Origin of the sequence: Pseudomonas sp. S32 (assembly GCF_016648095.1) — a bacterium.
Lineage (GTDB): Bacteria > Pseudomonadota > Gammaproteobacteria > Pseudomonadales > Pseudomonadaceae > Aquipseudomonas > Aquipseudomonas parafulva.
The window spans coordinates 1-21,831 of the sequence record NZ_JACVVF010000031.1; the positions used below are offsets into that span (position 1 = coordinate 1).

A 21,831-nucleotide genomic window follows, 5' to 3' on the forward strand; every position below is an offset into this window, starting at 1 on the left:
ATACCTCGCGGCCCGGGGGGGGGGGGGGGGGGGGGCCCCCCCTTTCCCGGGTTTACCGAAGAGACGACACCATGGATAAAGCAGACGAGCAGCTCATGCTGATCGGCGGCACGGCGCTGTTGTATGCACCGGCCGGGGCCGAGGTTCAGCGCCAGGCCGCGTTCGACTCGATACTGTACGCGCAACTGGTCGCGAACAAGGAGGCCGGCTCGCGGTTTGCCGACCATGACGCCTGGTACGACGCCTACCGGGCGGCCCTGCGCCGGTTGGGCTGGATCAAGCTGGCCAGCACTTACGATCAGAGGCAGCTTGGGCAGGCGACCCGTAGCACACGGCTGCAGCCCCTGGAGGCCTGGCTCAAGGTGCGCTCGATTCAACAGCAAGCCGTATTGGCAGCCTTCGCTGCGGATTTACGCCAGTCAGCGGCCGGGGTGGCGCATCTGAAGAAATTCAGCGTGCAGGACCAGGCCGGTGGTTCTCAGGTGGTCATTGAACTCGGGCTGCTCAAACCAGGCCCGGTGCTGGACCTGTGCAGCATTACCCTGCACACACAAACGCCGCTCTCGGGCCTGTCGCTGGCGCAGTTGCTGAGCGACCAGGTACTCAAGGGCGAGGCCGCGTTCAATGGCATTTCCCTGGCCCTGGATAACGCGCGTTTCCAGCACCAGCGCGAGGCGCTGCATGCCTTGATGCAAACCAAGGATGGCCAGGGCGAGTACCGCTTCGATCCTCACGCATCGCAGACAGGGGCCGGCCATGAGTGAAGCTGCAGCTGCCGTGATTGGCGCGGGTGTCGTGTCCTTTCTGGATGGCGTGCCCGCCGCGCACAAGCACAAGGTGAAACTGGCATTGGCGCTGGCCGAGCGCGCGACCGAAGCTGCTCACCGGGAGGGCTTGGTGCAGGACTGGTTTGCTTACTACCGCAACCAACTGAAGTTCATGGGCTGGGATGCGCTGTCGCCCGAGCAGGTGCACTGGCCCGATCATCAGCGCACCAGGCAGGTGGACCAGGTGCTGGAAACCATTGCTGCAACCGCGGGTGAGCATTTCGCCACGGCCACGGGCATTGCCTTGCACAAGTTGGTGGCCAACCCCTCGGTGCTGCAGAAGCTGGAGCACTACGCACTGGAGCGCCAGCATTTCCAGTTGCTACCGTGTGCGCCGGCCGGTGCCAACCGCGTAGATATGGTGGTTTACCACGAAACGGATGTGCGCTCGGCATTCAGCGCAGGGTTCATCAACCGCAAGCGCAGCCACAAGCACGTGCGGGCGGAACTGGTGCGTTTCAACCTGCTGGCGTTCGAGCACAGCTTTCTACCGAAGGTGCAGGACCGCGTCGTGCAACTGAGCCTGCAGCGTGTGCTTGACTACGCCTTTTGACACCCGGCCCACCTGTGGGGCCGGGTATGGCCCCCGCAGGTCAGCGGGGTGGTGCAGGGTCGGTTTTGGCATCCCGCTGTCTGGCCCAGTACTGCACCACTTCGCGCAGATGCGAGAGCTCCACCGGCTTGGCCATGTGCCCGTCCATGCCCGCCAGTTTCGCGCGTTCCTTGTGCTCGGCGAGAATGTGCGCGGTCAGTGCCACCACCGGGGTGCGTGGCCGCTGGTGGGCGGCTTCCCACTCACGCAACAGCTGAGTGGCGGAAAAACCATCCAGCACCGGCATTTCGCAGTCCATCAGCACCAGGTCGTAGCGCTTGGCTTTCATCGCCTGCAGGGCCTCTTCGCCGTTGGCGGCGGTGTCTGGCTCCAGGTTCAACTTGCCAAGCATGCCGCGAATCACCTTGGTGGAAATGCTGTTGTCTTCGGCCACCAGCACCCGGAAATCACCGGGAAGCTCCAGCGCCTGGGGCTTGCCCAGCGCGGTGACGGACGACAGCTGGTCGCGGCCGCGCTGGGCTAGCTCTTCGGCCAGTGTCGTCTTGAGCGTGTAGCCGGCCACTGGCTTGGCGAGGATCCGCTTGACCCCGGCATTGCGCGCGATGATCTTGCTGGGCGCGTTGCTGATGCCGGTAAGCATGACCACCAGAATGTCGTGGTTCAGGCTGGGGTCTTCCTTGATCTTGGCCGCCAGCTGCATGCCGGTCATGCCCGGCATGTTCTGGTCCAGCAACACCGCGTCGAAGTAGTCGCGCAAGTGGGCCTTGGTGCGCAGCAGTGCCAGGGCCTCCTTGCCGGAAGGCACTGCGCTTACGTTCATGCCCCAGGCGCTGCATTGCTGCACCAGCACCTTGCGGCAGGTGTCGTTGTCGTCCACCACCAGCACCCGGGCATCGCGCAGCGGGCCGTCAAGGTCTGCCGGGGGCTGCTCCAGGGCGGAAGGGTCCAGCGGCAGGGTCAGCCACAGGGTGTTGCCGGTGCCCGTGCTGCTCTTGATGCCAAATTCACCCTGCATCAGCCCGATCAACTGCTTGGCAATCATCAGCCCCAGGTGGCCGCCCAGCTTGTTGCTGGAGAGAAAGTGATGGCTGTGCAACTTGGCCTGCAGCAGGGCTTCGCGGTCGGCGGCCGGTAGCGGCTCGCCGCTGTCCTGCACGGCGATGCGCAGGCGCGGTACTTCGCCGCGTTGGTCCAGGGCCACCACCAGCAGAATCTCGCCTTGGTCGGTGTTTTTGAGTGCGTTTTCCAGCAGGCTCGACAAGGCCTGGCGCAGGCGTGTCGGGTCGCCACTGATCACCCGCGGGACCTGCGGCTGGGTGAAGCTGATCAGCTCGATATTCTGCTGCTCGGCCTTGGCCCGGAAGATATTCAGGCAGTCTTCGATCAGCGCGTTGAGGTCGAACTGCACATCATCCAGCTCGATCTGCCTGGATTCGAGCTTGGAGATGTCGAGGATCTCGTTGATCAGGGTGAGCAGTTCGTTACCGGCGCTGTGAATGGTCTGCACGTAGTCGCGCTGCTTCACCGACAGCGGCGTGCCCAGCAGCAGTTCGGTCATGCCCAGCACGCCGTTCATGGGGGTGCGGATCTCGTGACTGATCTTGGCCAGGAATTCGGCCTTGGCATTGATTTCGGCATCGCTGGCGGCCAGTGCTCGGCTGGCACTGAAGCGCTCTTCGTTCATGCGCCGCAGGCGGTCGCTGACGGCCAGGTTGAGCAGCAGCCCGCTGGCCACGGCCAGCCCCAGCAGAATGCACAGCAGCCAGGGTGTCGAGGTGCGCGTCAGCCCCAGCAGCGCAGGCAGCAGTACCAGGCCACCGACGTTGAACACGATCATGGCGACGCTGAACAGCCGGGCAGGCGCATAGCCCTTGTACCAGTAGTAGCTGCTGACCAGCAGCATGGTGACGCTGCCCAAAGCCATCAGGGCATATGTCATCAGGTTCAGCGGCAAGGTATCGACGAACAGCAGGATCAAGCCGCTGAGCGCTACAACCAGCATTTCGCCATTCAACAGCTTGTTCAGGCGCGCCGAGTGGAAGGGGTAGAAGAACCGCTGAGTGAAATACAACCCCGCCAGGCCCGCCAGCACCAGCGTGAGGTAGGCCGCAGGGGTTTGTGCACTGTGCCACACGTGCCACCAGGGGCCGCTGAGGTTGAGCAGGATCAAACCGCTGAGCAGCATCAGGCTGTGGTAAAGCGCCAGCACCAGGGTGGTGCTAGAGCGGCTGTAGATGAAGCGGATAAGGTTGTGCAGGATCAGCATCACCAGCCCACCAAACAGCATGCCGAACAGCAGCGGCTGGTGCTGGCTGGCCGCCGCCTCGGCGGCGGGTTCCAGGCTGATGGCAGGGCGCAGTTGGTGTTCCGACACCAGCCGCAGGTAGATGTCCAGGGGTTGCGTGCTGTTGGGCAGGGGCAGTACGTGATCGCTGCCCCGCAGGGTGGGTTGTGCCGTACCGGCGTGGCGGCCGTGGTGCAGCTGGCGCAACAGCTTGTCGCCCTGCAGGGCGTACAGGTCGAGGCCGGAAAGGTCCGGGGCGAAGACCCGCAGCAGTTGTTCCTGAGGGCCGGGTTCCAGGCGGTAGTGCAACCACAGCGCCTGGTCGGCGGGGGCCGCATCCAGTTCGTCGAGCTCAAGGGGGCTGAACTGGTTGCGATAGCGTTCGGAGCGCACGTCGCTCAGTTGCAGGTTGGCATGTTCGTCGAGCAGCAGCGCCCACCCGCCATCATGCTCCGCCATGGCCGGTAGCACGCACAGCAGGGACAGCAAACTGATGAACAACGCTGAGGCAATCCGGAGCCGGCGCACTACGAAATCCCTTCTTAGCCGATGTGCGGGGTGATAACTATGCGCGGCGCGCCAAGCCGATGGCAAGGCCTGGCTGGGCCCTGCCGACGGGGCGGCTGCCGTGCGCCCGGGCCTTGCACTGCCCGGGCGTTACGGCGCAGCGATGCGGCTTAGTGCTGCTCGCCACGCTCACGGGCAATGGCCCGGTAACCGATGTCGGTACGGTAGAAGCTGCCGTCCCACTTCACCTGCTCAGCCAGGCGGTAGGCCTGCTGCTGGGCGGCCTGCACCGTGTCACCCATGGCGGTGGCGCACAGCACGCGACCACCGGCAGTGACCACCTGGCCATCCTTGAGCGTGGTGCCTGCATGGAACACCTTGCCTTGCAGCTTGGCCGCTGCGTCCAGGCCGCTGATGGCCGCGCCTTTGGCGTAGTCGCCCGGGTAACCGCCGGCAGCCAGCACCACGCCCAGGCTCGGGCGCGGGTCCCACTGGGCCTCGACCTTGTCCAGCGCCTTGGCAAAGGCGGCTTCGATCAGCAACACCAGGCTCGATTCCAGGCGCAGCATGATGGGTTGGGTTTCTGGGTCGCCGAAGCGGCAGTTGAACTCGATGACCTTGGGGTTGCCCGCTTTGTCGATCATCAGGCCGGCATACAGGAAACCGGTGTACACGTTGCCTTCTTCAGCCATGCCGCGCACGGTCGGCCAGATAACCTGGTCCATCACACGCTGGTGCACGTCGGCGGTCACCACAGGGGCAGGGGAGTAGGCACCCATGCCGCCGGTGTTCGGGCCGGTGTCCTGGTCGCCGACACGTTTGTGGTCCTGGCTGGTGGCCATGGGCAGCACGTTGTGGCCGTCGACCATCACGATGAAGCTGGCTTCCTCACCGTCGAGGAACTCTTCGATCACCACGCGCGAACCGGCATCGCCAAAGGCATTGCCAGCGAGCATGTCACGCACGGCCTCTTCGGCTTCCTGCAGGGTCATGGCGACGATCACGCCTTTGCCCGCTGCCAGGCCGTCGGCCTTGATCACGATCGGTGCGCCTTTTTCCTGCAGGTAGGCCAGGGCCGGCTCGATCTCGGTGAAGTTCTGGTAGTCGGCGGTCGGGATCTTGTGGCGCGCCAGGAAGTCCTTGGTGAATGCCTTGGAGCCCTCCAGCTGGGCCGCGCCCTTGGTTGGGCCGAAGCAGTCCAGACCGCGGCTGCGGAACAGGTCCACCACGCCGATCACCAGAGGGGCTTCGGGGCCGACGATGGTCAGGTCGACATTCGTTTCTGCGAAGTCGGCCAGTTGCTCAAGGGCGCACACGTCGATGGCAACGTTTTCGCACTTGGCTTCAATGGCGGTGCCAGCGTTACCCGGGGCAACGAAGACCTTCTCGACGCGTGGGTCCTGGGCGACTTTCCAGGCCAGGGCGTGCTCACGGCCGCCGCTGCCAATGATCAAAACTTTCATGTCAAAACCTCGAAGTCTGTCGAACGAGAGGCTTTGCCTCTCGCTGTACGAGGTCGCAATGAAGCAGGTAGATGCAAGGCGGGGCCGGTTCCGATGAGCGGAGTTGCCTTCTGGCAATGAGCATCAGCGGAACCGGCCCCAACGCAGCAGATGCCTGCTTCAGTGCGGCCGATTGCCGTAAATCAGTGGCGGAAGTGGCGCATACCGGTGAACACCATGGCAATGCCGGCTTCATCAGCGGCAGCAATCACCTCGGCATCACGCATCGAGCCACCTGGCTGGATCACGGCGCTGATACCCACTTTAGCGGCATTGTCGATGCCATCACGGAACGGGAAGAATGCGTCCGATGCCATGACCGCGCCTTGCACTTGCAGGCCAGCATGCTCGGCCTTGATGGCAGCAATGCGAGCGGAGTTGACGCGGCTCATCTGGCCGGCACCCACACCGATGGTCTGGCGCTGCTTGGCGTACACAATGGCGTTGGACTTGACGAACTTGGCCACTTTCCAGGCAAACACCAGGTCGTGGATTTCCTGTTCGGTCGGTGCGCGCTTGGTGACGATCTTCAGGTCATCGGCGCCGATCATGCCGATATCGCGGCTTTGTACCAGCAGGCCGCCGTTGACACGCTTGAAGTCCCAACCGGCAGCACGCTCGGCTGGCCACTCGCCGCATTCCAGCAGGCGAACGTTCTGCTTGGCCGCCACCACGTCGCGGGCAGCCTGGGAGATTTTCGGTGCGATGATCACTTCGACGAACTGGCGCTCGACGATGGCCTTGGCGGTTTCGCCATCCAGCTCGCGGTTGAAGGCGATGATGCCGCCGAACGCCGACTCGGTGTCGGTGGCGTAGGCCAGCTCGTACGCCTGGCGGATGCCGCCTTCGTCTTCAGGCACCACGGCCACGCCGCACGGGTTGGCGTGCTTGACGATGACGCACGCCGGTTTGACGAAGCTTTTTACGCATTCCAGCGCAGCGTCGGTGTCGGCCACGTTGTTGAACGACAGTTCCTTGCCTTGCAGCTGCACGGCGGTGGAGATGCTGGCTTCGCCTTTGTTGGCTTCTACGTAGAACGCCGCGCTCTGGTGCGGGTTCTCGCCGTAGCGCATTTCCTGGGCCTTGACGAACTGGCTGTTGAAGGTGCGCGGGAATTCGCTGCGCGCTTCGGTGCTCAGGGTGTCCTTGGCCTGGTCGATGGTGCCCATGTAGTTGGCAATCATGCCGTCGTAGGCGGCAGTGTGCTCGAAGGCCTTGAGCATCAGGTCGAAGCGCTGGGCGTAGGTCAGGCCACCCGCCTTGAGGCCTTCGAGCACGCTGGCGTAGTCGCCGGCATTGACCACGATGGCAACGTCCTTGTGGTTCTTGGCTGCCGAACGGACCATGGTCGGGCCGCCGATGTCGATGTTCTCGATGGCGGTCGGCAGGTCACAGCCAGGCTTGGCGATAGTGGCTTCGAACGGGTAGAGGTTGACGGCGACCAGGTCAATCGGCTTGATCCCGTGCTCGTTCATGATGGCGTCATCGGTGCCGCGACGGCCCAGGATGCCACCGTGAATTTTCGGGTGCAGGGTTTTCACCCGGCCATCCATCATTTCGGCGAAGCCGGTGTAGTCAGCCACTTCCACCGCGTTGACACCGTTGTCCTTGAGCAGCTTGTAGGTGCCGCCGGTGGACAGGATCTCGACACCGAGCTGTTGCAGCTCACGGGCGAATTCGAGGATACCGGTCTTGTCGGAGACGCTGATCAGGGCGCGGCGGACTGGCAGGCGGGTAGTCTGGTCGGTCATTTCGGGTTCCAAATAACGCGGTGGAGTCAGCAAAAAAGGCGTCTCTGTTCAAGGAGCCGCCTTTTCTGATTGGGATTCTGGCTTACAGCAAGTCGTACTGCTTGAGCTTCTTGCGCAGGGTGCCTCGGTTGAGCCCGAGCATCTCGCTGGCTTTGGTCTGGTTGCCCTTGACGTAGCTCATGACACTTTCGAGCAGGGGCGCCTCGACTTCGGAGAGCACCAGGTTGTACACGTCTGTGACGGTCGCGCCTTCCAGGTGGGCGAAGTAGTTGTGCAGCGCCTTCTCGACGCTGTCGCGAAGGGTCTGGCCCTCTTCGCTCGGCGTGTTCAGGTGCTGTTTCAGGTTGGCGTTATCGCTCACGGGCGTTGTTCCACTCACAAAAGTCTCGGTCATCATCGTCATGCGGCCACCCCTTGTCCGTCCTCTGTCTCAAGGCTCTGTCGACGTTCGCTGAAATACGCGCGAACGTTGGCGCACTGCGCTTGTGTGTCTTCCAAAGCGTTGAACCGGGAGCGAAACTCCTTGCCGCCGGGTCGTGTTGCCAGGTACCAGCCTACGTGCTTGCGGGCGATACGCACGCCCATCACATCGCCATAGAAGGCATGCAGCGCAGCCAGGTGCTCCAGCAGGATGCGTTCCACTTCGTCCAGTTGCGGCGCTGGCAAGTGTTGCCCAGTGCGCAGGTAATGCTCGACCTCACGGAATATCCAGGGCCGCCCCTGGGCAGCCCGGCCAATCAGCAAGCCGTCAACCCCCGTGGCGTCCAGCACTGCCCGGGCCTTTTCTGGCGAAGTGATATCGCCGTTGGCGAAGACCGGGATCGATACCGCCTGCTTGATGGCAGCGATGGTGTCGTATTCGGCTTCACCGGTGTACAGGTCGGCGCGTGTGCGGCCATGCACCGCAAGCGCCTGGATGCCGGCCTGTTCGGCAATTCTTGCCACGTTCAGGCCGTTCTTGTTCGCCCGGTCCCAACCGGTGCGGATCTTCAGGGTCACCGGAACATCCACCGCGCCGACTACCGCGTGCAGAATGTCGCTGACCAGTGCCTCATCTCTCAATAAAGCAGAGCCTGCAGCTTTGTTGCAGACTTTTTTCGCCGGGCAGCCCATGTTGATATCGATGATCTGCGCACCCGCCGCCACGTTGGCCTGGGCAGCTGCGGCCATCATCTGCGCATCCCCCCCGGCGATCTGCACCGAACGGGGCTCGGGGTCGCCTTCATGGATGCGGCGCAGGCTCGACTTGCGGCTGTTCCACAAGGACATGTCGCTGGACACCATTTCTGACACCACCATGCCTGCGCCCATGCGCTGGCAAAGTGTTCGGAAAGGCTGGTCCGTGACCCCGGCCATGGGCGCGAGGATCAGGTTGTTGCGCAGTGTGTATGGGCCGATGCGTACCGCCGACATAGGTGATCCCTGTTGTGGGGCCGAATCTTGGAGTTCGAAAAAGGGTTGGCATGATACCCGCTCTCGATGACTGGATAAAGATGGATTTGGATAAAATCTGAGCAGTTCTCGGCCTCCGGCCTCGAGCTGCAAGTTGCAAGCGGCAAGCTGCAAGACAGAGGCCCGAACCGCAGCTGCCTTTATCTTGCCGCTTGAAGCTTGCAGCTTACTCTGGGGAACGGAAGCTGAGGCTGTAGTTGACGGCTTTCGGGCCTGGGTCGAGGATGTCCAGGGCGATGTGGATGGGGGTTTGGCTGGGCATTTCGCCGCGGCCCGCCAGTTCGCCAGACAGGTATTCACTGGGCTTGAAGCGCCGGCTGGCAATCAACTGGCCATTGAGGTCGGCGAAGCGCAGTTCCAGCAGCGGGAACGGCTGGGCGAAGGGGGCGCGGTTGTAGATGATTGCATCCACGATCAGGGCGCCCTTGAAGTCCGGGTGGCTGCGCACCACCAGGTTGCTGCTCTTGATGCGGGCGATATCGACCCGTGACGGCACCTGGCAGCCTACGGCAGGGCAGATGTTCTCGAACAGGGGGCGATACTGGTCCTGGCGGGCCAGCTCGTCGAAGTGGAACCACACGTACTGCAAGGCCAGCAGGCCTGCGGCCAGCAGCGTCAGTACCGTCCACAGAATACGCTTGCCCCAGTTGGGGGCGGGCTTTTCCCAGCCCAGCTGCAGCGGGTCGTCCATCACGTCCACCAACGGCTCCTTGCGCCGTGGGCGCTCGGGCTTACCCGACAGGCCAGGCTCCAGGCGCTCGCCTGCCACGGGGGGCGGGGTGGCGTCATCGTCGTCCCGGGCGGAAATGTGCAGTGCCGGCGGTTCGTCGTCCAGAGCGCTCAGGCCCTGGATGGGAACATCGTCAGCATCAGTACGCATGGGTGGGTCGCGGTGCGGTTCATCCTCGATCACCACCCCGCGCTGCAGGGTGGGCTCATCGTCGGTGTCGAGGTCCAGGCTACCGGTAAAGGTGGGTTCGGTACGCTCACCGGGCACCAGGCCTGGGGGCGGAGGTTCGCTTAGCAGCGGAGCGGCTGCGGCCTGTTGCGGCTCCAGCGGCTCGTCGGTGGCGGTACCAAACAGATCGTCTGCAGGGTCTTGCGCATGGGGCTCGTCGCGCCGTGCCTGCAAGCCGCCATCGGCGTTGGCCGGGCGCGATTGCGGCGACTGCCCGCGGCGCTCCAGGCGCTCCAGTTCCATGTCCAGGTCGAGTTCGTCCAGGGCCTGGGTGGTGCGGGCCAGGGCAGCTTCTGGCGTATCGGCCGGCTCGCCCGCAACGGGCTCCACGGGCGCGGCGGCCACCACAGGTTGGCTGGCGGGCGCTGCTGCACCCTCGCTGTCGGCCGCGGATGCCACCGGTGTGCTGCCTGCCTGGGCGCGGTTTTGCTCCAGCAGTTGCTTGGCGGCGTTGAACACCTGCAGGCATTGGCCGCAGCGCACCACGCCACGGGCTACGCTCAACTGGTGGTGAGTGACGCGAAAGCTGGTCTGGCAATGCGGGCACTGGGTGACGAAACTGTCGGTCATGCGGCGATCCGGAGGCTGTGCAGGGGACGGTTATGGGCGCGCTGGGCGGCGGCGACCACTGATACGCACCCAGCCGTCGCGAACGACGATGGGGTCGAGCTCGAAATCGGCAGTATAGGCGGCGGCCACTTCTTCGCCCTGTTCGGCGAGGATGCCCGACAATGCCAGCAGGCCGCCTGGGCGAACCAGCCCGGACAACTGCGGTGCGAGCGAAACCAGCGGCCCGGCCAGGATGTTGGCGACCAGTACGTCGGCCTGCATGGCCGGCATGTGCTCAGGCAGGTAGAGTGCCAGCTTGTCATCGGCGATGCCGTTGCGCTGGGCGTTGTCCCGCGAGGCTTCGATGGCCTGCACGTCGATGTCGGTACCCACGGCCTCACGGGCCCCCAGCAGCAGGGCTGCAATGGCCAGAATGCCCGAGCCGCAGCCGAAGTCCAGTACCTGGGTGCCCTGCAGTTCCTGGCCATCCAGCCATTCCAGGCACAGCGCGGTGGTGGGGTGGGTGCCAGTGCCGAACGCCAGGCCCGGGTCGAGCAGGAGGTTGACGGCGTTTTTTTCCGGGGCGTCGTGCCAGCTGGGCACGATCCACAGGCGACGGCCGAAGCGCATCGGCTGGAAGTTGTCCATCCAGCTGCGCTCCCAGTCCTGGTCCTCGATCACCTCGGCCTGGTGTTGCGGCAGCTCGCCGTCGGTCAGCAGGCGCAAGTGGGCAAACACCTGCTCGGGCTGGGTATCGGCCTCGAACAGGGCCAGCAGGTGAGTGTGCGACCACAGTGGCGTGGTGTTGAGGTCTGGCTCGAAGATCGGCTGATCTTCGGCGTCCATGAAGGTCACCGATACTGCGCCCACTTCCAGCAGCGCATCTTCGTAGGTTTCGGCTTGTTCCGGGCTGATGGCCAGGCGTACTTGCAGCCAGGGCATGGCGGGCACCTTTGCTAAATCGACAGGGGCAGCCTGGGCTGCACAAAGGCTGGCAGTTTACGCGAGTGCAGAGGGTTTGTAGAGAAGCCTGGGATAGCCCCCTGGGATAGCCCCCGTGGTGCCTAGACGAAACACAGCGAGAGCGACTCCGCGATATAGGCAGGCTTTTCTTCACCCTCTATTTCCAGGGTGGCAATTGCCTTGAGCAACCACTGCCCCGGTTTCTTCTCCGTCACCCCGGCCAGGTCCACCTTCAACCGCACCTGGCTGCCTACCTTTACCGGCTGCATGAAGCGCACGCTGTCCAGCCCGTAGTTCACCACCATCTTCAGGCCTTGCGGCAGCACCAGGATGTCCTCGATCAGTGTGGGTATCAGGGACAAGGTGAGGAAACCATGGGCGATGGTGCCGCCGAAAGGCGTTAGAGCGGCCTTCTGCGGGTCGACGTGAATGAACTGGAAGTCCCCGGTCGCTTCGGCGAACAGGTTGATACGCTGCTGGTCAATTTTCAGCCAGGCCGAATGGCCCAGTGGCTTGCCAACGTACTGCGACAGCGCTGTTACCGGTACCTGGGGCATCGCAATGTCTCCACCGTTGTAGTTGGTACGAAAGTGCAAGGTCAGCATGCGCCCTGCGTTCAGTCAAGTTACGCAGGGTTCGATGACTACTGCAGGTGCATGCTTATAATGGGCCGCATGCCATAGGGAGATGCTTATGCTGTTGCGTGGTTTGACCTGGCTGGTGCTGTTCCAGCTGTTGGGTACGGCGCTCAATCACCTGCTGCTGCCGTTCTTGCCGGGGCCGATCCTGGGCCTGTTGCTGTTGCTGTGCTTCCTGATGGTGCGCGGTGAGGTGGGCGAGCCCCTGAACCTGGCGGCTGGCAGCCTGCTGCGGTACCTGCCGCTGCTGCTGGTGCCGCCTGCGGTAGGGGTGATGGTGTACGCCCGCGACATCGCCGATGACTTCTGGGCGATTGTGGGGGCGCTGTTGATTTCGTGCCTGCTCACCCTGGTGTTCGTCGGCGTGTTGATGCAGAAGCTCATCCATCGCCAGGCCAGGCGCGAGGAGCAGCCATGATGCTCGACTGGCAGGGCGCACTCGACGCCGTGGTGCATCATCCACTGTTCGGTATCGGCATCACCCTGGGTGCGTATCAACTGGTGCTGGCAGGGTACGAGAAGACGCGCTGGATCTTCCTGCAACCGGTGCTGGTGTCGATGGCCCTGGTGATCGGTGTGCTGCTTATCTGTGGTATCGACTACCGCGAGTACCGCAAGAGCACTGAAATCATGAATATCCTGCTGGGCCCGGCTACGGTCGCCCTGGCGGTGCCGCTGTTCCTGAACCTGCGGCGCATTCGTCAGCTGTTCTGGCCAACCTTTACTACGCTGGTACTCGGGGGGCTGTTCGCCACGCTTTGCTGCCTGCTGCTGGGCTGGTGGTTTGGTGCCGAACACATGATCCTGATGACCATGGCGCCCAAGTCGGTCACCTCGCCCATCGCCATGCTGGTGGCCGAACAGATCGGTGGCGTGGCCGCACTGGCGGCGGTGTTCGTGCTGATTACCGGGGTGCTCGGGGCCATATTTGGCCCGGCCTTGCTGAGCCGCTGCGGTGTGCACAGCCCAGAAGCCCGTGGCATGTCGCTGGGGGTAACCGCCCACGCGGTCGGCACGTCGGTGGCTTTGCAGGAAAGTGACGAATGCGGCGCCTTTGCCGCGCTGGCGATGAGCCTGATGGGCGTGGCGACTGCGGTGTTCCTGCCGCTGGCTGTCAGCCTGGTGGCATGAGGACTTGAAATGACGTTACCGCTGTTTCCCCTCGATACCGTGCTGTTTCCGGGCTGCTTCCTGGACCTGCAGATATTCGAGGCCCGGTACCTGGACATGATCGGGCGCTGCATGAAGCAGGGCGAGGGCTTCGGTGTAGTGTGCATCGTCGAAGGTGAGCAGGTGGGCAAGGCGCCGCCGGTGGTCGCCTCCATTGGTTGCGAAGCGGTGATCCGCGACTTCGCCCAGCAGGACAATGGCTTGCTCGGTATCCGGGTGGAAGGTGTGCGGCGTTTCACCCTGGATGCCACCGAGGTGCAGAAGGACCAGTTGCTGGTGGGGCAGGTGCAGTGGCTGTCAGAGGCGCCAGACAGCCCCTTGCAGGACGCGGACGACGACCTGCTGGCGCTGTTGGTGGCGCTGGGTGAACACCCCATGGTCGAAGCGCTGGACATGCCGCGCCCGGTAGACGGGCGGCAGGCGCTGGCCAACCAGCTGGCTTACCTGCTGCCGTTCATGGAAGAAGACAAGCTGGACTTGCTCAGCCTCGATTCGCCCCAGCAGCGGCTGGGCGAAATCCAGAAGCTGTTGGAGCGGATACAGGGCGAGCTGTTCGCCTAGGCTGCCGCCTCACGAATACTGATAGCGCAGCAGGGCATGGGGGAACGAATGGGTGGCAAAGTAGGCGAATAGGGCCAGGCATGCTGGCAGTATCAGCCACCACACCTTTTGCGGCAGCGGCGCCAAAGGCTGGCGATACTGGACCAGTGTCAGGCTTAGCGCACACACACAGCAGGCCAACAAGGCCCCGGCCAGAATGTCGGTGGGCCAGTGTGCACCCAGGTACACCCGCGACAGTGCGATCGACAAGGCAGGGATGCAGCCGATCACTACCCAGGTGAGGCGCATTCTCGGCGGTTGGCCGCGCCCGGCAAGCACTGCCATTACCAGAAAGAACGCGAACGAAGCAGAGCTGTGCCCGCTGGGCATGCTGTAGCTGGTCAGTGGGTCGGTCAGTACCTCCGGGCGGGCACGGGCGAACAGCCACTTCAGCGTACCGTTGGCGATGGCGGTGCCCATGAGCGCGCCGCCGGCGAAGAAGGCATGGCGCCACTGCCGGGCCAGCAACAGCAGACCGGTCAGCAGCCCGCCCAGAAACAGCTGGGTACGGAAGTCCCCCAGTCGGGTCACCAGGACCACGGTGCCGTCATAGGCCTGGCTGCGGTGTTCCTGCACCAGCGTCATCACGCCCTGGTCGAACGCGTGCAGGTAAGGCCACCCCAGGAACACGCCGGTCAAGGCCAGCAGGCTGAGCCCGGCAATGACCCGGGTGCCGTGGCGGTGGTCCCGGATGCTGGTGCTCAGGCTCACCCCGATAATCACCGCCAGGGTGCCCGCGACGATGCCGGCTTGTAGCCAGAACCCCTCGGGCAACGGCAGGCGCATGGCTGCACCCGTGGCCCAGCCGGGCAGCAGATAGGCTACCGACCAGCCGGCGGCCGCCAGCAGGCTGACAGCGGCGAAGCGCAGCAGCGGCATGTCGAACATGCCGGCCACCATCGGCAGCATAGGCCGCAGCGGGCCGATGAAGCGGCCTACCAGCAGGCTGGCGATGCCGTAGCGCTGGAAGTAGGCTTCTGCGCCGCCGATCCACTCGGGGTGGTGGCGCAGCAAGGGTAGGCGCCGAATGTTCTGGTGAAAGTACTTGCCCACTGTGTAGGACAGTGCATCGCCGAGAAGGCCGCCGAGAAAACCCAGCAGCAGTGTTTCACCCAGGCTCAGGGCGCCATTACCGGCCAGCACTGCCACTGCAAACAGCAACACGGTACCCGGCACGATGATGCCGGCGATGGCCAGGCATTCGATGCAGGCCACCACGAAAATCGCCAGGCCAAGCCATTGGGGGTTGGCACCCAGCCAGCCGGTGAGGCTGTCGAGCCATTGGTCCATGGTTCAGCTCCCTTGTTGCAGAGTAAAGAAGTCGCGGCCTTCGACTTGGCCGCGGCGTAACGGGTTCCGTGTGCAGAAGCGGGCGTACTCGGCGTCGACGAAGCGGTAGGGCAGGTGTTCGTCGCGGCCATGGGGGATGCCCAGGCGGGCGGCCTGGATCACCCGGGGTACTGGGCTGGCGCAGTCTTCCACATAGAGCCGCTGGGGGTCGAACCGCTGTGCGTCCCAGTGCGGCACTTTCAGGCCCAGTGCCTTGCACAGCAAGGTCTGGCCGGCGCACAGGCGCTCGGGCGGGCGCAGGTTGCCGCTGGCATCGGGGTTGTTGAGTTGCATCTGCGCCAGGCTGTCGGGGCCGGACAGGGCGTCCTGCCAGGGGTAGGCAGACTTGATCAGTACGGCGTTGCCGGGGCCCTGGGCACTGAAGTTGAGCGAGTCGCCGCCACGGGCGTAATACATGTAGATGTGGCCGCCCTCGAGAAACAGCGCCTTGCGCTTTTCGGTGTAGCCCAGCGAGGCGTGGCTGCCTTTGTCGGTGAGGTAGTAGGCCTCGGTTTCGATGATGCGGGCGGCCAGCCACAGGTTGCCTTGGCGGTGGCGGATGACCTTGCCCAGGAGGGCTTTGGCCAAGGCCTGCGCATCCTGGTCGAAGAAGCTGTCGGGCAGTGCTGGCATGCGGGCGGTTCGCGGGTGGGAAGGCGCAATGATAGCAATGAAATGCTTAATCGAGGCTGAACGCTTCAATCCAGTCCCACCTTATTTCGACCATCCGCCACCCGCCGCTGGGCGTACACCTGCATGACAGTTATAATCAGCCGATTTCCCCTTCGCCAAGACACCGAACCCATGACTGAGTCCGTTCTTGACTACATGACCCGCCTTGGTCGCGCCGCACGCGAAGCGTCCCGGGTGATCGGCCGGGCCACCACCGCGCAGAAAAACCGCGCGCTGCAAGCGGCTGCCGACGCTCTGGACGCCGGTCGTGCTGAACTTACGGCTGCCAATGAGCAGGACCTCGCCCAAGGCCGCGCCAATGGCCTGGAGCCGGCGCTGCTCGATCGCCTGGCGCTCACCCCTGCGCGCATCGATGGCATGATCACTGGCCTGCGTCAGGTGGCCGGCCTGCCCGACCCGGTCGGTGCCATCCGTGACATGAGCTACCGCCCGTCCGGTATTCAGGTAGGCAAGATGCGCGTGCCGCTGGGGGTGATCGGGATCATCTACGAATCGCGGCCGAACGTGACCATCGATGCCGCCAGCCTGTGCCTCAAGTCGGGTAATGCCACCATCCTGCGCGGCGGCTCCGAGGCCATTCATTCCAACCGCGCCATTGCTGCGTGCATTCAGCGCGGCCTGGCGGCTGCGGGGTTGCCAGCTGCCGTGGTGCAGGTGGTGGAAACCACCGATCGCGAAGCGGTGGGCGCGCTGATCAGCATGCCCGAGTTCGTCGATGTCATCGTGCCCCGTGGTGGGCGCGGGCTGATCGAGCGTATCAGCCGCGATGCCCGTGTGCCGGTCATCAAGCACCTGGACGGTATCTGCCATATCTACGTCAGCCAGCATGCCGACCTGGAGAAAGCCTGGCCTGTGGCGTTCAATGCCAAGACCTACCGTTACGGCATCTGCGGTGCCATGGAAACCCTGCTGGTCGACCAGCAGGTGGCGGCCCGCTTCTTGCCGGAAATGGCCCGCCGCTTCCAGGACAAGGGCGTGCAGTTGCGCGGTTGCGAGCGCACGTGCGCATTGATTGACGCACAGGCCGCCACCGAGCAGGACTGGCACACCGAATACCTCGACGCGGTGCTCTCCATTCGTGTGGTCGACGGCGTTGACCAGGCCATCGAACATATCAACCACTACGGCTCGCACCACACCGATTCGATCCTCACCGAGCATCAAGGTGAAGCGCGCAGGTTCATGGCAGAAGTCGACTCGGCGTCGGTCATGCTCAATACCCCTACCTGCTTCGCTGACGGTTTCGAATACGGCCTGGGTGCTGAAATCGGCATTTCCACCGATAAACTGCACGCGCGCGGCCCGGTTGGCCTGGAAGGCCTGACGTGCGAGAAGTACGTGGTCATCGGTGATGGCCAACTGCGTGGCCAGGAGTCCTGCTGAGTTGAGCAAGGCCCAGGCTACCCGGCGCGTCGGCATTCTTGGCGGCACCTTCGACCCCGTGCACATCGGCCACCTGCGCAGCGCGCTGGAAGTGGCCGAGTTCATGGGGCTGGATGAGCTGCGCCTGCTGCCCAACGCCCGGCCGCCGCACCGCGATACCCCGCAGGTGACCGCGCAGCATCGCCTGGCCATGGTGCAATGTGCTGTACAAGGTGTGCCAGGCTTGAGTGTGGATGCGCGCGAACTGGCACGAGACAAGCCGTCGTACACCATCGATACCCTGGAGTCGGTGCGCGCGGAACTGGCCGCTGACGACCAGCTTTTCCTGTTGCTGGGCTGGGATGCCTTTTGCGGGCTGCCTGGCTGGCACCGTTGGGACGAACTGCTGCAACACTGTCACATCCTGGTGCTGCAGCGCCCGGATGCCGACGTAGAACCCCCTGACGAGTTGCGCAACCTGCTGGCTGCGCGCTCCGAGAGCGATCCCACCGCCATGTCCGGCCCGGCGGGAAATATTTCGTTCGTCTGGCAGACGCCGCTCGCGGTGTCGGCTACACAGATCCGACAGCTGCTGGCCAGCGGCAGGTCGGTGAGGTTCCTGGTGCCGGACGCCGTACTGGCCTACATCGAGGCGCACGAGCTGTATCGTGCACCCAACTGACGGCGCCCCTGGCGCCTCATTCAACGAGTTGAACGAGTTTTATATGAGCAAGCAGAAAACCAACGGCATCGCTGGCGAAGACCTGGTCAAACTGACCATCAGCGCACTGGAAGACGTCAAGGCACAAGACATCCAGGTCATCGACGTGCGTGAAAAGCACAGCCTGACCGACTACATGATCATCGCCACCGGTACCTCCAACCGCCAGATCAACGCGATGCTGGAAAAGGTCCGTGAAGCGGTCAAGAAAGAAGGCGCTCAGCCACTGGGTGAAGAAGGCAAGGGCGACAGCGATTGGGTGCTCCTGGACCTGAACGATGTCATCGTGCACATGATGACCGCCGCTGCCCGCCAGTTCTACGACCTGGAGCGCCTGTGGGTGGGTGCCGAGCAAAGCCGCGCCGCCGATGCCAAGCATCACAGCCCGGAAAACACCAGTGACTACTTCACCGACAAGCTCAAAGACCGCGAGTAAGGCGCCGTGCGTCTGCGCCTGATCGCGGTCGGCTCGCGCATGCCGAAGTGGGTGGAGGAAGGCTGGCACGAATATGCCAAGCGCCTGCCCGCAGAGTTGTCGCTGGAGCTGGTGGAAATTCCGCTGAACACCCGCGGCAAGAATGCTGACGTCGCCCGCCTGATTCGTCAGGAGGGCGAGGCCATGCTCGGCAAGGTGCAGCAGGGCGAGCGCATCGTTACGCTCGAGGTGCATGGCAAGCCCTGGAGCACCGAGCAGTTGGCAGGCGAGCTGGACCGCTGGCGGCTCGATGCACGCACGGTCAACCTGATGGTCGGAGGCCCGGAAGGCCTGGCGCCGGAGGTGTGCGCACGGGCCGAGCAACGCTGGTCGTTGTCGCCGCTGACATTGCCGCACCCGTTGGTAAGGATACTCATCGGCGAGCAGATCTACCGCGCCTGGACGGTATTGTCCGGGCACCCTTACCACAAATGAACCTGTAAGCAGCCCGATGTCGCAGCCGATCCGCCTCAAGGACCACGAGAAAGACGCCCGTCTTGTGCGCAACCGCGTCGTGGTCGGCGCCGTGGCGGTCATGCTGCTGGTGTGCGTGCTGATTGCGCGGCTGTATTACCTGCAGATCATCCAGTACGACTACCATTCGACGCTGTCGGAGAACAACCGGGTGCATGTGCAGCCGATCCCGCCCACCCGCGGGCTGATCTTCGACCGCAACGGGGTGGTCGTCGCCGACAACCGTCCCAGCTTCAGTTTGTCCATGACCCGCGAACGTGCCGGCAACTGGCAGGAGGTGCTGGACAGCATCGTCGAGGTGCTGGAACTCACCCCCGACGACCGTGCCCTGTTCGAGAAGCGCATGCGCCAGGGCCGCCGGCCGTTCGAGCCGGTGCCCATCCTGTTCGAGTTGAACGAAGAGCAGATCGCCCGGGTGGCCGTGAACCAGTTTCGCCTGCCTGGGGTGGAGGTGGTTGCCCAGCTGGTGCGGCATTACCCCCAGGGTGCGCACTTCGCCCACTCGGTAGGCTACGTGGGGCGCATCAACGAAAAAGAGCTGAAAACCCTCGACCCGGTGAACTACAGCGGTACCCATCACATCGGCAAGACCGGTGTCGAGCGCTTCTACGAAGATGCGTTGCACGGCCAGGTGGGCTATGAAGAGGTCGAGACCAACGCCCGCGGCCGTGTACTGCGGGTACTCAAGCGCACCGACCCCAAGCCGGGCAAGGACATTGTGCTGAGCCTGGACATCAAGCTGCAGGAAGCCGCCGAGGCTGCCCTGGCGGGCCGACGTGGCGCCGTGGTGGCGCTGGACCCGCGCACGGGCGAGGTGCTGGCCATGGTCAGCCAGCCGAGCTTCGACCCCAACCTGTTCGTTACCGGCATCAGCTTCAAGGCCTATGCCGAGCTGCGCGATTCGATCGACCGGCCGCTGTTCAACCGCATTTTGCGTGGCCTTTACCCGCCGGGGTCGACCATCAAGCCTGCCGTGGCCATTGCCGGCCTGGACAGCGGCGTGGTCAACGCCAGCAGCCGGGTGTTCGACCCGGGGTACTACCAACTGCCCAATTACGACCACAAATACCGTAACTGGAACCGCACCGGCGACGGCTGGGTAGACCTGGACACCGCGATCATGCGTTCCAACGACACCTACTTCTATGACCTTGCGCACAAGATGGGCATCGACAGGCTGTCGAGCTACATGGGCAAGTTCGGCATCGGCCAGCGGGTGTCGCTGGACATGTTCGAGGAGTCTGCCGGGTTGATGCCGTCCCGCGAATGGAAACGCGCCACCCGCAGGCAGGCGTGGTTCCCGGGTGAAACCCTCATTCTGGGCATCGGCCAGGGCTACATGCAGGCAACGCCGTTGCAACTGGCCCAGGCCACGGCGCTGATCGCCAACAAGGGGGTATGGAACCGCCCGCACCTGGCCAAGACCATCGAAGGCCAGCCACCGGTGGACGAAAACCCCATGGACAACATCGTGCTGCGCGACAAGGCCGACTGGGGCAGGGTTACCCACGGCATGGAGCAGGTGATGCATGGCGCCCGCGGCACCGCGCGCAAGGCGGCCCTCGGCGCCCAGTACCGCATCGCCGGCAAGAGCGGTACCGCCCAGGTAGTGGCCATCAAGCAGGGCGAGAAGTACGACCGCAACAAGCTTCAGGAGCGCCACCGCGACCACGCGCTGTTCGTCGCCTTTGCGCCGGCTGACGACCCGAAGATCGTGGTGTCGGTCATGGTCGAGAACGGCGAGTCGGGGTCGGGTGTGGCGGCGCCGGTGGTACGCCAGATCATGGATGCCTGGTTGCTCGATGAAAATGGGCGGCTCAAGCCTGAGCTCGCACCTGCCACCGTTACCCAGGAATCGCCCCTGTGATGAACAATTTCGACCGCATGCTCTCCAGCGAGGATGTGATGCGTCGCCGCGCCAGCTTCCTGCAGCGCATCCACGTTGACGGCCCTCTGCTGATCATTCTGCTCACCCTGGCGGCGGGCAGCCTGTTCGTGCTGTATTCGGCCAGTGGCAAGAACTGGGACCTGCTGCTCAAGCAGGCCACCTCGTTCGGCATCGGCCTGGTGTCCATGTTCGTCATCGCCCAGCTGGAGCCGCGTTTCATGGCCCGTTGGGTGCCGCTGGCCTACCTCACGGGGGTGTTGCTGCTGGTGGTGGTGGACGTCATGGGCCATAACGCCATGGGTGCGACCCGCTGGATCAACATTCCGGGGGTCATACGCTTCCAGCCCTCGGAGTTCATGAAAATCATCATGCCGGCGACCATCGCCTGGTACCTGTCCAAGCGCACGCTGCCGCCGCATTTGAAGCACGTGGCCATCAGCCTGGTGCTGATCGGCGTGCCGTTCATCCTGATCGTGCGCCAGCCAGACCTGGGCACCGCGCTGCTGATTCTGGCATCCGGGGCTTTCGTACTGTTCATGGGTGGCCTGCGCTGGCGCTGGATTCTCAGCGTGCTGGCCGCCACGGTGCCGGTGGCCGTGGCGATGTGGTTCTTCGTGATGCACGACTACCAGAAACAGCGCGTGCTGACCTTCCTGGACCCGGAGAGCGACCCCCTGGGTACCGGCTGGAACATCATCCAGTCCAAGGCGGCGATCGGTTCGGGCGGGGTATTTGGCAAAGGCTGGCTGCTGGGCACCCAGTCGCACCTGGACTTCCTGCCCGAAAGCCACACCGACTTCATCATCGCCGTGCTCGGCGAGGAATTCGGCCTGGTGGGTATTTGCCTGCTGCTGATCGTGTACCTGCTGCTGATCGGCCGCGGCCTGATGATCACCGCCCAGGCCCAGACCCTGTTCGGCAAGCTGCTGGCCGGCAGCCTGACCATGACTTTCTTTGTATACGTATTCGTCAATATCGGCATGGTGAGCGGCCTTCTGCCCGTAGTAGGCGTACCGCTGCCCTTCATCAGCTATGGCGGAACTTCATTGGTGACGCTGCTGTCAGCGTTTGGCGTTTTGATGTCGATCCATACGCACCGCAAATGGATCGCACAGGTTTGAAAAAGGTGAAGAAT

21 protein-coding genes are annotated in these 21,831 nt (G+C 63.8%); 11 read left to right on the forward strand and 10 right to left on the reverse strand.

Features of this window, described 5'->3' with window-relative positions; all coding sequences use genetic code 11:
- The first annotated feature begins 71 nt into the window (after nucleotides 1–71).
- Nucleotides 72–764, forward strand: a complete 693-nt coding sequence (locus IAE38_RS16720) for a hypothetical protein (protein WP_201218347.1) — start codon at nucleotides 72–74, stop codon at nucleotides 762–764.
- Nucleotides 757–1,380, forward strand: a complete 624-nt coding sequence (locus IAE38_RS16725; protein ID WP_201218349.1) for a hypothetical protein — start codon at nucleotides 757–759, stop codon at nucleotides 1,378–1,380. The genes IAE38_RS16720 and IAE38_RS16725 overlap by 8 nt, the downstream gene beginning before the upstream one ends.
- A 40-nt stretch (nucleotides 1,381–1,420) precedes the next feature.
- On the opposite strand, the gene IAE38_RS16730 is transcribed toward IAE38_RS16725, so the two are convergent.
- The 8 genes from IAE38_RS16730 to IAE38_RS16765 form a co-directional block, all read right to left on the reverse strand.
- A complete protein-coding gene (locus tag IAE38_RS16730) occupies nucleotides 1,421–4,192 on the reverse strand; it encodes a response regulator (protein WP_201218350.1) in 2,772 nt (923 codons plus the stop codon).
- Between the two features lie 149 nt (nucleotides 4,193–4,341).
- Nucleotides 4,342–5,634: a phosphoribosylamine--glycine ligase gene (purD, locus tag IAE38_RS16735; protein ID WP_201218351.1), complete on the reverse strand. Its 1,293-nt coding sequence runs from the start codon at nucleotides 5,632–5,634 to the stop codon at nucleotides 4,342–4,344.
- A 182-nt stretch (nucleotides 5,635–5,816) separates the two neighbouring features.
- The gene (gene purH / locus IAE38_RS16740) at nucleotides 5,817–7,424 is read right to left on the reverse strand and encodes a bifunctional phosphoribosylaminoimidazolecarboxamide formyltransferase/IMP cyclohydrolase (RefSeq protein WP_201218352.1); all 1,608 of its coding nucleotides are present in this window, start codon (nucleotides 7,422–7,424) and stop codon (nucleotides 5,817–5,819) included.
- 82 nt (nucleotides 7,425–7,506) lie between these two features.
- Entirely contained in the window at nucleotides 7,507–7,827 is a 321-nt protein-coding gene (gene fis, locus IAE38_RS16745) for a DNA-binding transcriptional regulator Fis (RefSeq protein WP_023534526.1), read from the reverse strand.
- Nucleotides 7,824–8,837 (reverse strand): tRNA dihydrouridine synthase DusB, encoded by a 1,014-nt coding sequence (dusB, locus tag IAE38_RS16750; RefSeq protein ID WP_201218354.1) that lies wholly within the window; start codon nucleotides 8,835–8,837, stop codon nucleotides 7,824–7,826. The genes fis and dusB overlap by 4 nt, the downstream gene beginning before the upstream one ends.
- Nucleotides 8,838–9,042: 205 nt before the next feature.
- Nucleotides 9,043–10,404, reverse strand: a complete 1,362-nt coding sequence (locus IAE38_RS16755) for a DUF3426 domain-containing protein (protein WP_201218355.1) — start codon at nucleotides 10,402–10,404, stop codon at nucleotides 9,043–9,045.
- Between the two features lie 30 nt (nucleotides 10,405–10,434).
- Entirely contained in the window at nucleotides 10,435–11,325 is an 891-nt protein-coding gene (gene prmA / locus IAE38_RS16760) for a 50S ribosomal protein L11 methyltransferase (RefSeq protein ID WP_201218356.1), read from the reverse strand.
- Nucleotides 11,326–11,447: 122 nt separating this feature from the next.
- On the reverse strand, nucleotides 11,448–11,903 hold the full coding sequence (locus IAE38_RS16765; protein WP_201218375.1) for a MaoC family dehydratase: 456 nt from the start codon (nucleotides 11,901–11,903) through the stop codon (nucleotides 11,448–11,450).
- 136 nt (nucleotides 11,904–12,039) lie between these two features.
- Here IAE38_RS16765 and IAE38_RS16770 point away from each other — a divergent pair, with 136 nt between their 5' ends.
- From IAE38_RS16770 to IAE38_RS16780, 3 genes are read left to right on the forward strand one after another with little or no spacing between them, the layout of a single operon-like run.
- Nucleotides 12,040–12,402 (forward strand): CidA/LrgA family protein, encoded by a 363-nt coding sequence (locus IAE38_RS16770; RefSeq protein WP_028632765.1) that lies wholly within the window; start codon nucleotides 12,040–12,042, stop codon nucleotides 12,400–12,402.
- On the forward strand, nucleotides 12,399–13,115 hold the full coding sequence (locus tag IAE38_RS16775) for an LrgB family protein (RefSeq protein WP_201161985.1): 717 nt from the start codon (nucleotides 12,399–12,401) through the stop codon (nucleotides 13,113–13,115). Before IAE38_RS16770 ends, IAE38_RS16775 begins: the two co-directional genes overlap by 4 nt.
- A 9-nt stretch (nucleotides 13,116–13,124) precedes the next feature.
- Nucleotides 13,125–13,715, forward strand: a complete 591-nt coding sequence (locus tag IAE38_RS16780; RefSeq protein WP_028632763.1) for an LON peptidase substrate-binding domain-containing protein — start codon at nucleotides 13,125–13,127, stop codon at nucleotides 13,713–13,715.
- Nucleotides 13,716–13,724: 9 nt separating this feature from the next.
- On the opposite strand, the gene IAE38_RS16785 is transcribed toward IAE38_RS16780, so the two are convergent.
- Together IAE38_RS16785 and IAE38_RS16790 are read right to left on the reverse strand one after the other, a co-directional pair.
- A complete protein-coding gene (locus IAE38_RS16785) occupies nucleotides 13,725–15,044 on the reverse strand; it encodes a bifunctional DedA family/phosphatase PAP2 family protein (protein ID WP_201161984.1) in 1,320 nt (439 codons plus the stop codon).
- 3 nt (nucleotides 15,045–15,047) lie between these two features.
- The gene (locus IAE38_RS16790) at nucleotides 15,048–15,716 is read right to left on the reverse strand and encodes a DNA-3-methyladenine glycosylase (protein WP_028632761.1); all 669 of its coding nucleotides are present in this window, start codon (nucleotides 15,714–15,716) and stop codon (nucleotides 15,048–15,050) included.
- A 171-nt stretch (nucleotides 15,717–15,887) separates the two neighbouring features.
- Here IAE38_RS16790 and IAE38_RS16795 point away from each other — a divergent pair, with 171 nt between their 5' ends.
- The 6 genes from IAE38_RS16795 to rodA are packed head-to-tail and all read left to right on the forward strand — an operon-like array spanning nucleotide 15,888 to nucleotide 21,817.
- Entirely contained in the window at nucleotides 15,888–17,159 is a 1,272-nt protein-coding gene (locus IAE38_RS16795) for a glutamate-5-semialdehyde dehydrogenase (protein WP_201218357.1), read from the forward strand.
- Nucleotides 17,128–17,820, forward strand: a complete 693-nt coding sequence (gene nadD, locus IAE38_RS16800; protein ID WP_201218359.1) for a nicotinate-nucleotide adenylyltransferase — start codon at nucleotides 17,128–17,130, stop codon at nucleotides 17,818–17,820. The genes IAE38_RS16795 and nadD overlap by 32 nt, the downstream gene beginning before the upstream one ends.
- A gap of 43 nt (nucleotides 17,821–17,863) precedes the next feature.
- Nucleotides 17,864–18,295 carry a ribosome silencing factor gene (gene rsfS, locus IAE38_RS16805; protein WP_028632758.1) on the forward strand — a complete coding sequence of 144 codons (432 nt, stop codon included), beginning with the start codon at nucleotides 17,864–17,866 and terminating at the stop codon, nucleotides 18,293–18,295.
- Nucleotides 18,296–18,301: 6 nt separating this feature from the next.
- Complete coding sequence (rlmH, locus tag IAE38_RS16810; RefSeq protein WP_028632757.1) at nucleotides 18,302–18,769, forward strand: 23S rRNA (pseudouridine(1915)-N(3))-methyltransferase RlmH; 468 nt, start codon at nucleotides 18,302–18,304, stop codon at nucleotides 18,767–18,769.
- Nucleotides 18,770–18,785: 16 nt separating this feature from the next.
- Nucleotides 18,786–20,675: a penicillin-binding protein 2 gene (gene mrdA, locus IAE38_RS16815; protein ID WP_028632756.1), complete on the forward strand. Its 1,890-nt coding sequence runs from the start codon at nucleotides 18,786–18,788 to the stop codon at nucleotides 20,673–20,675.
- A gap of 38 nt (nucleotides 20,676–20,713) precedes the next feature.
- Nucleotides 20,714–21,817, forward strand: coding sequence for a rod shape-determining protein RodA (gene rodA / locus IAE38_RS16820; protein ID WP_042139378.1), 1,104 nt, complete (start codon nucleotides 20,714–20,716; stop codon nucleotides 21,815–21,817).
- Nucleotides 21,818–21,831 lie beyond the last annotated feature (14 nt).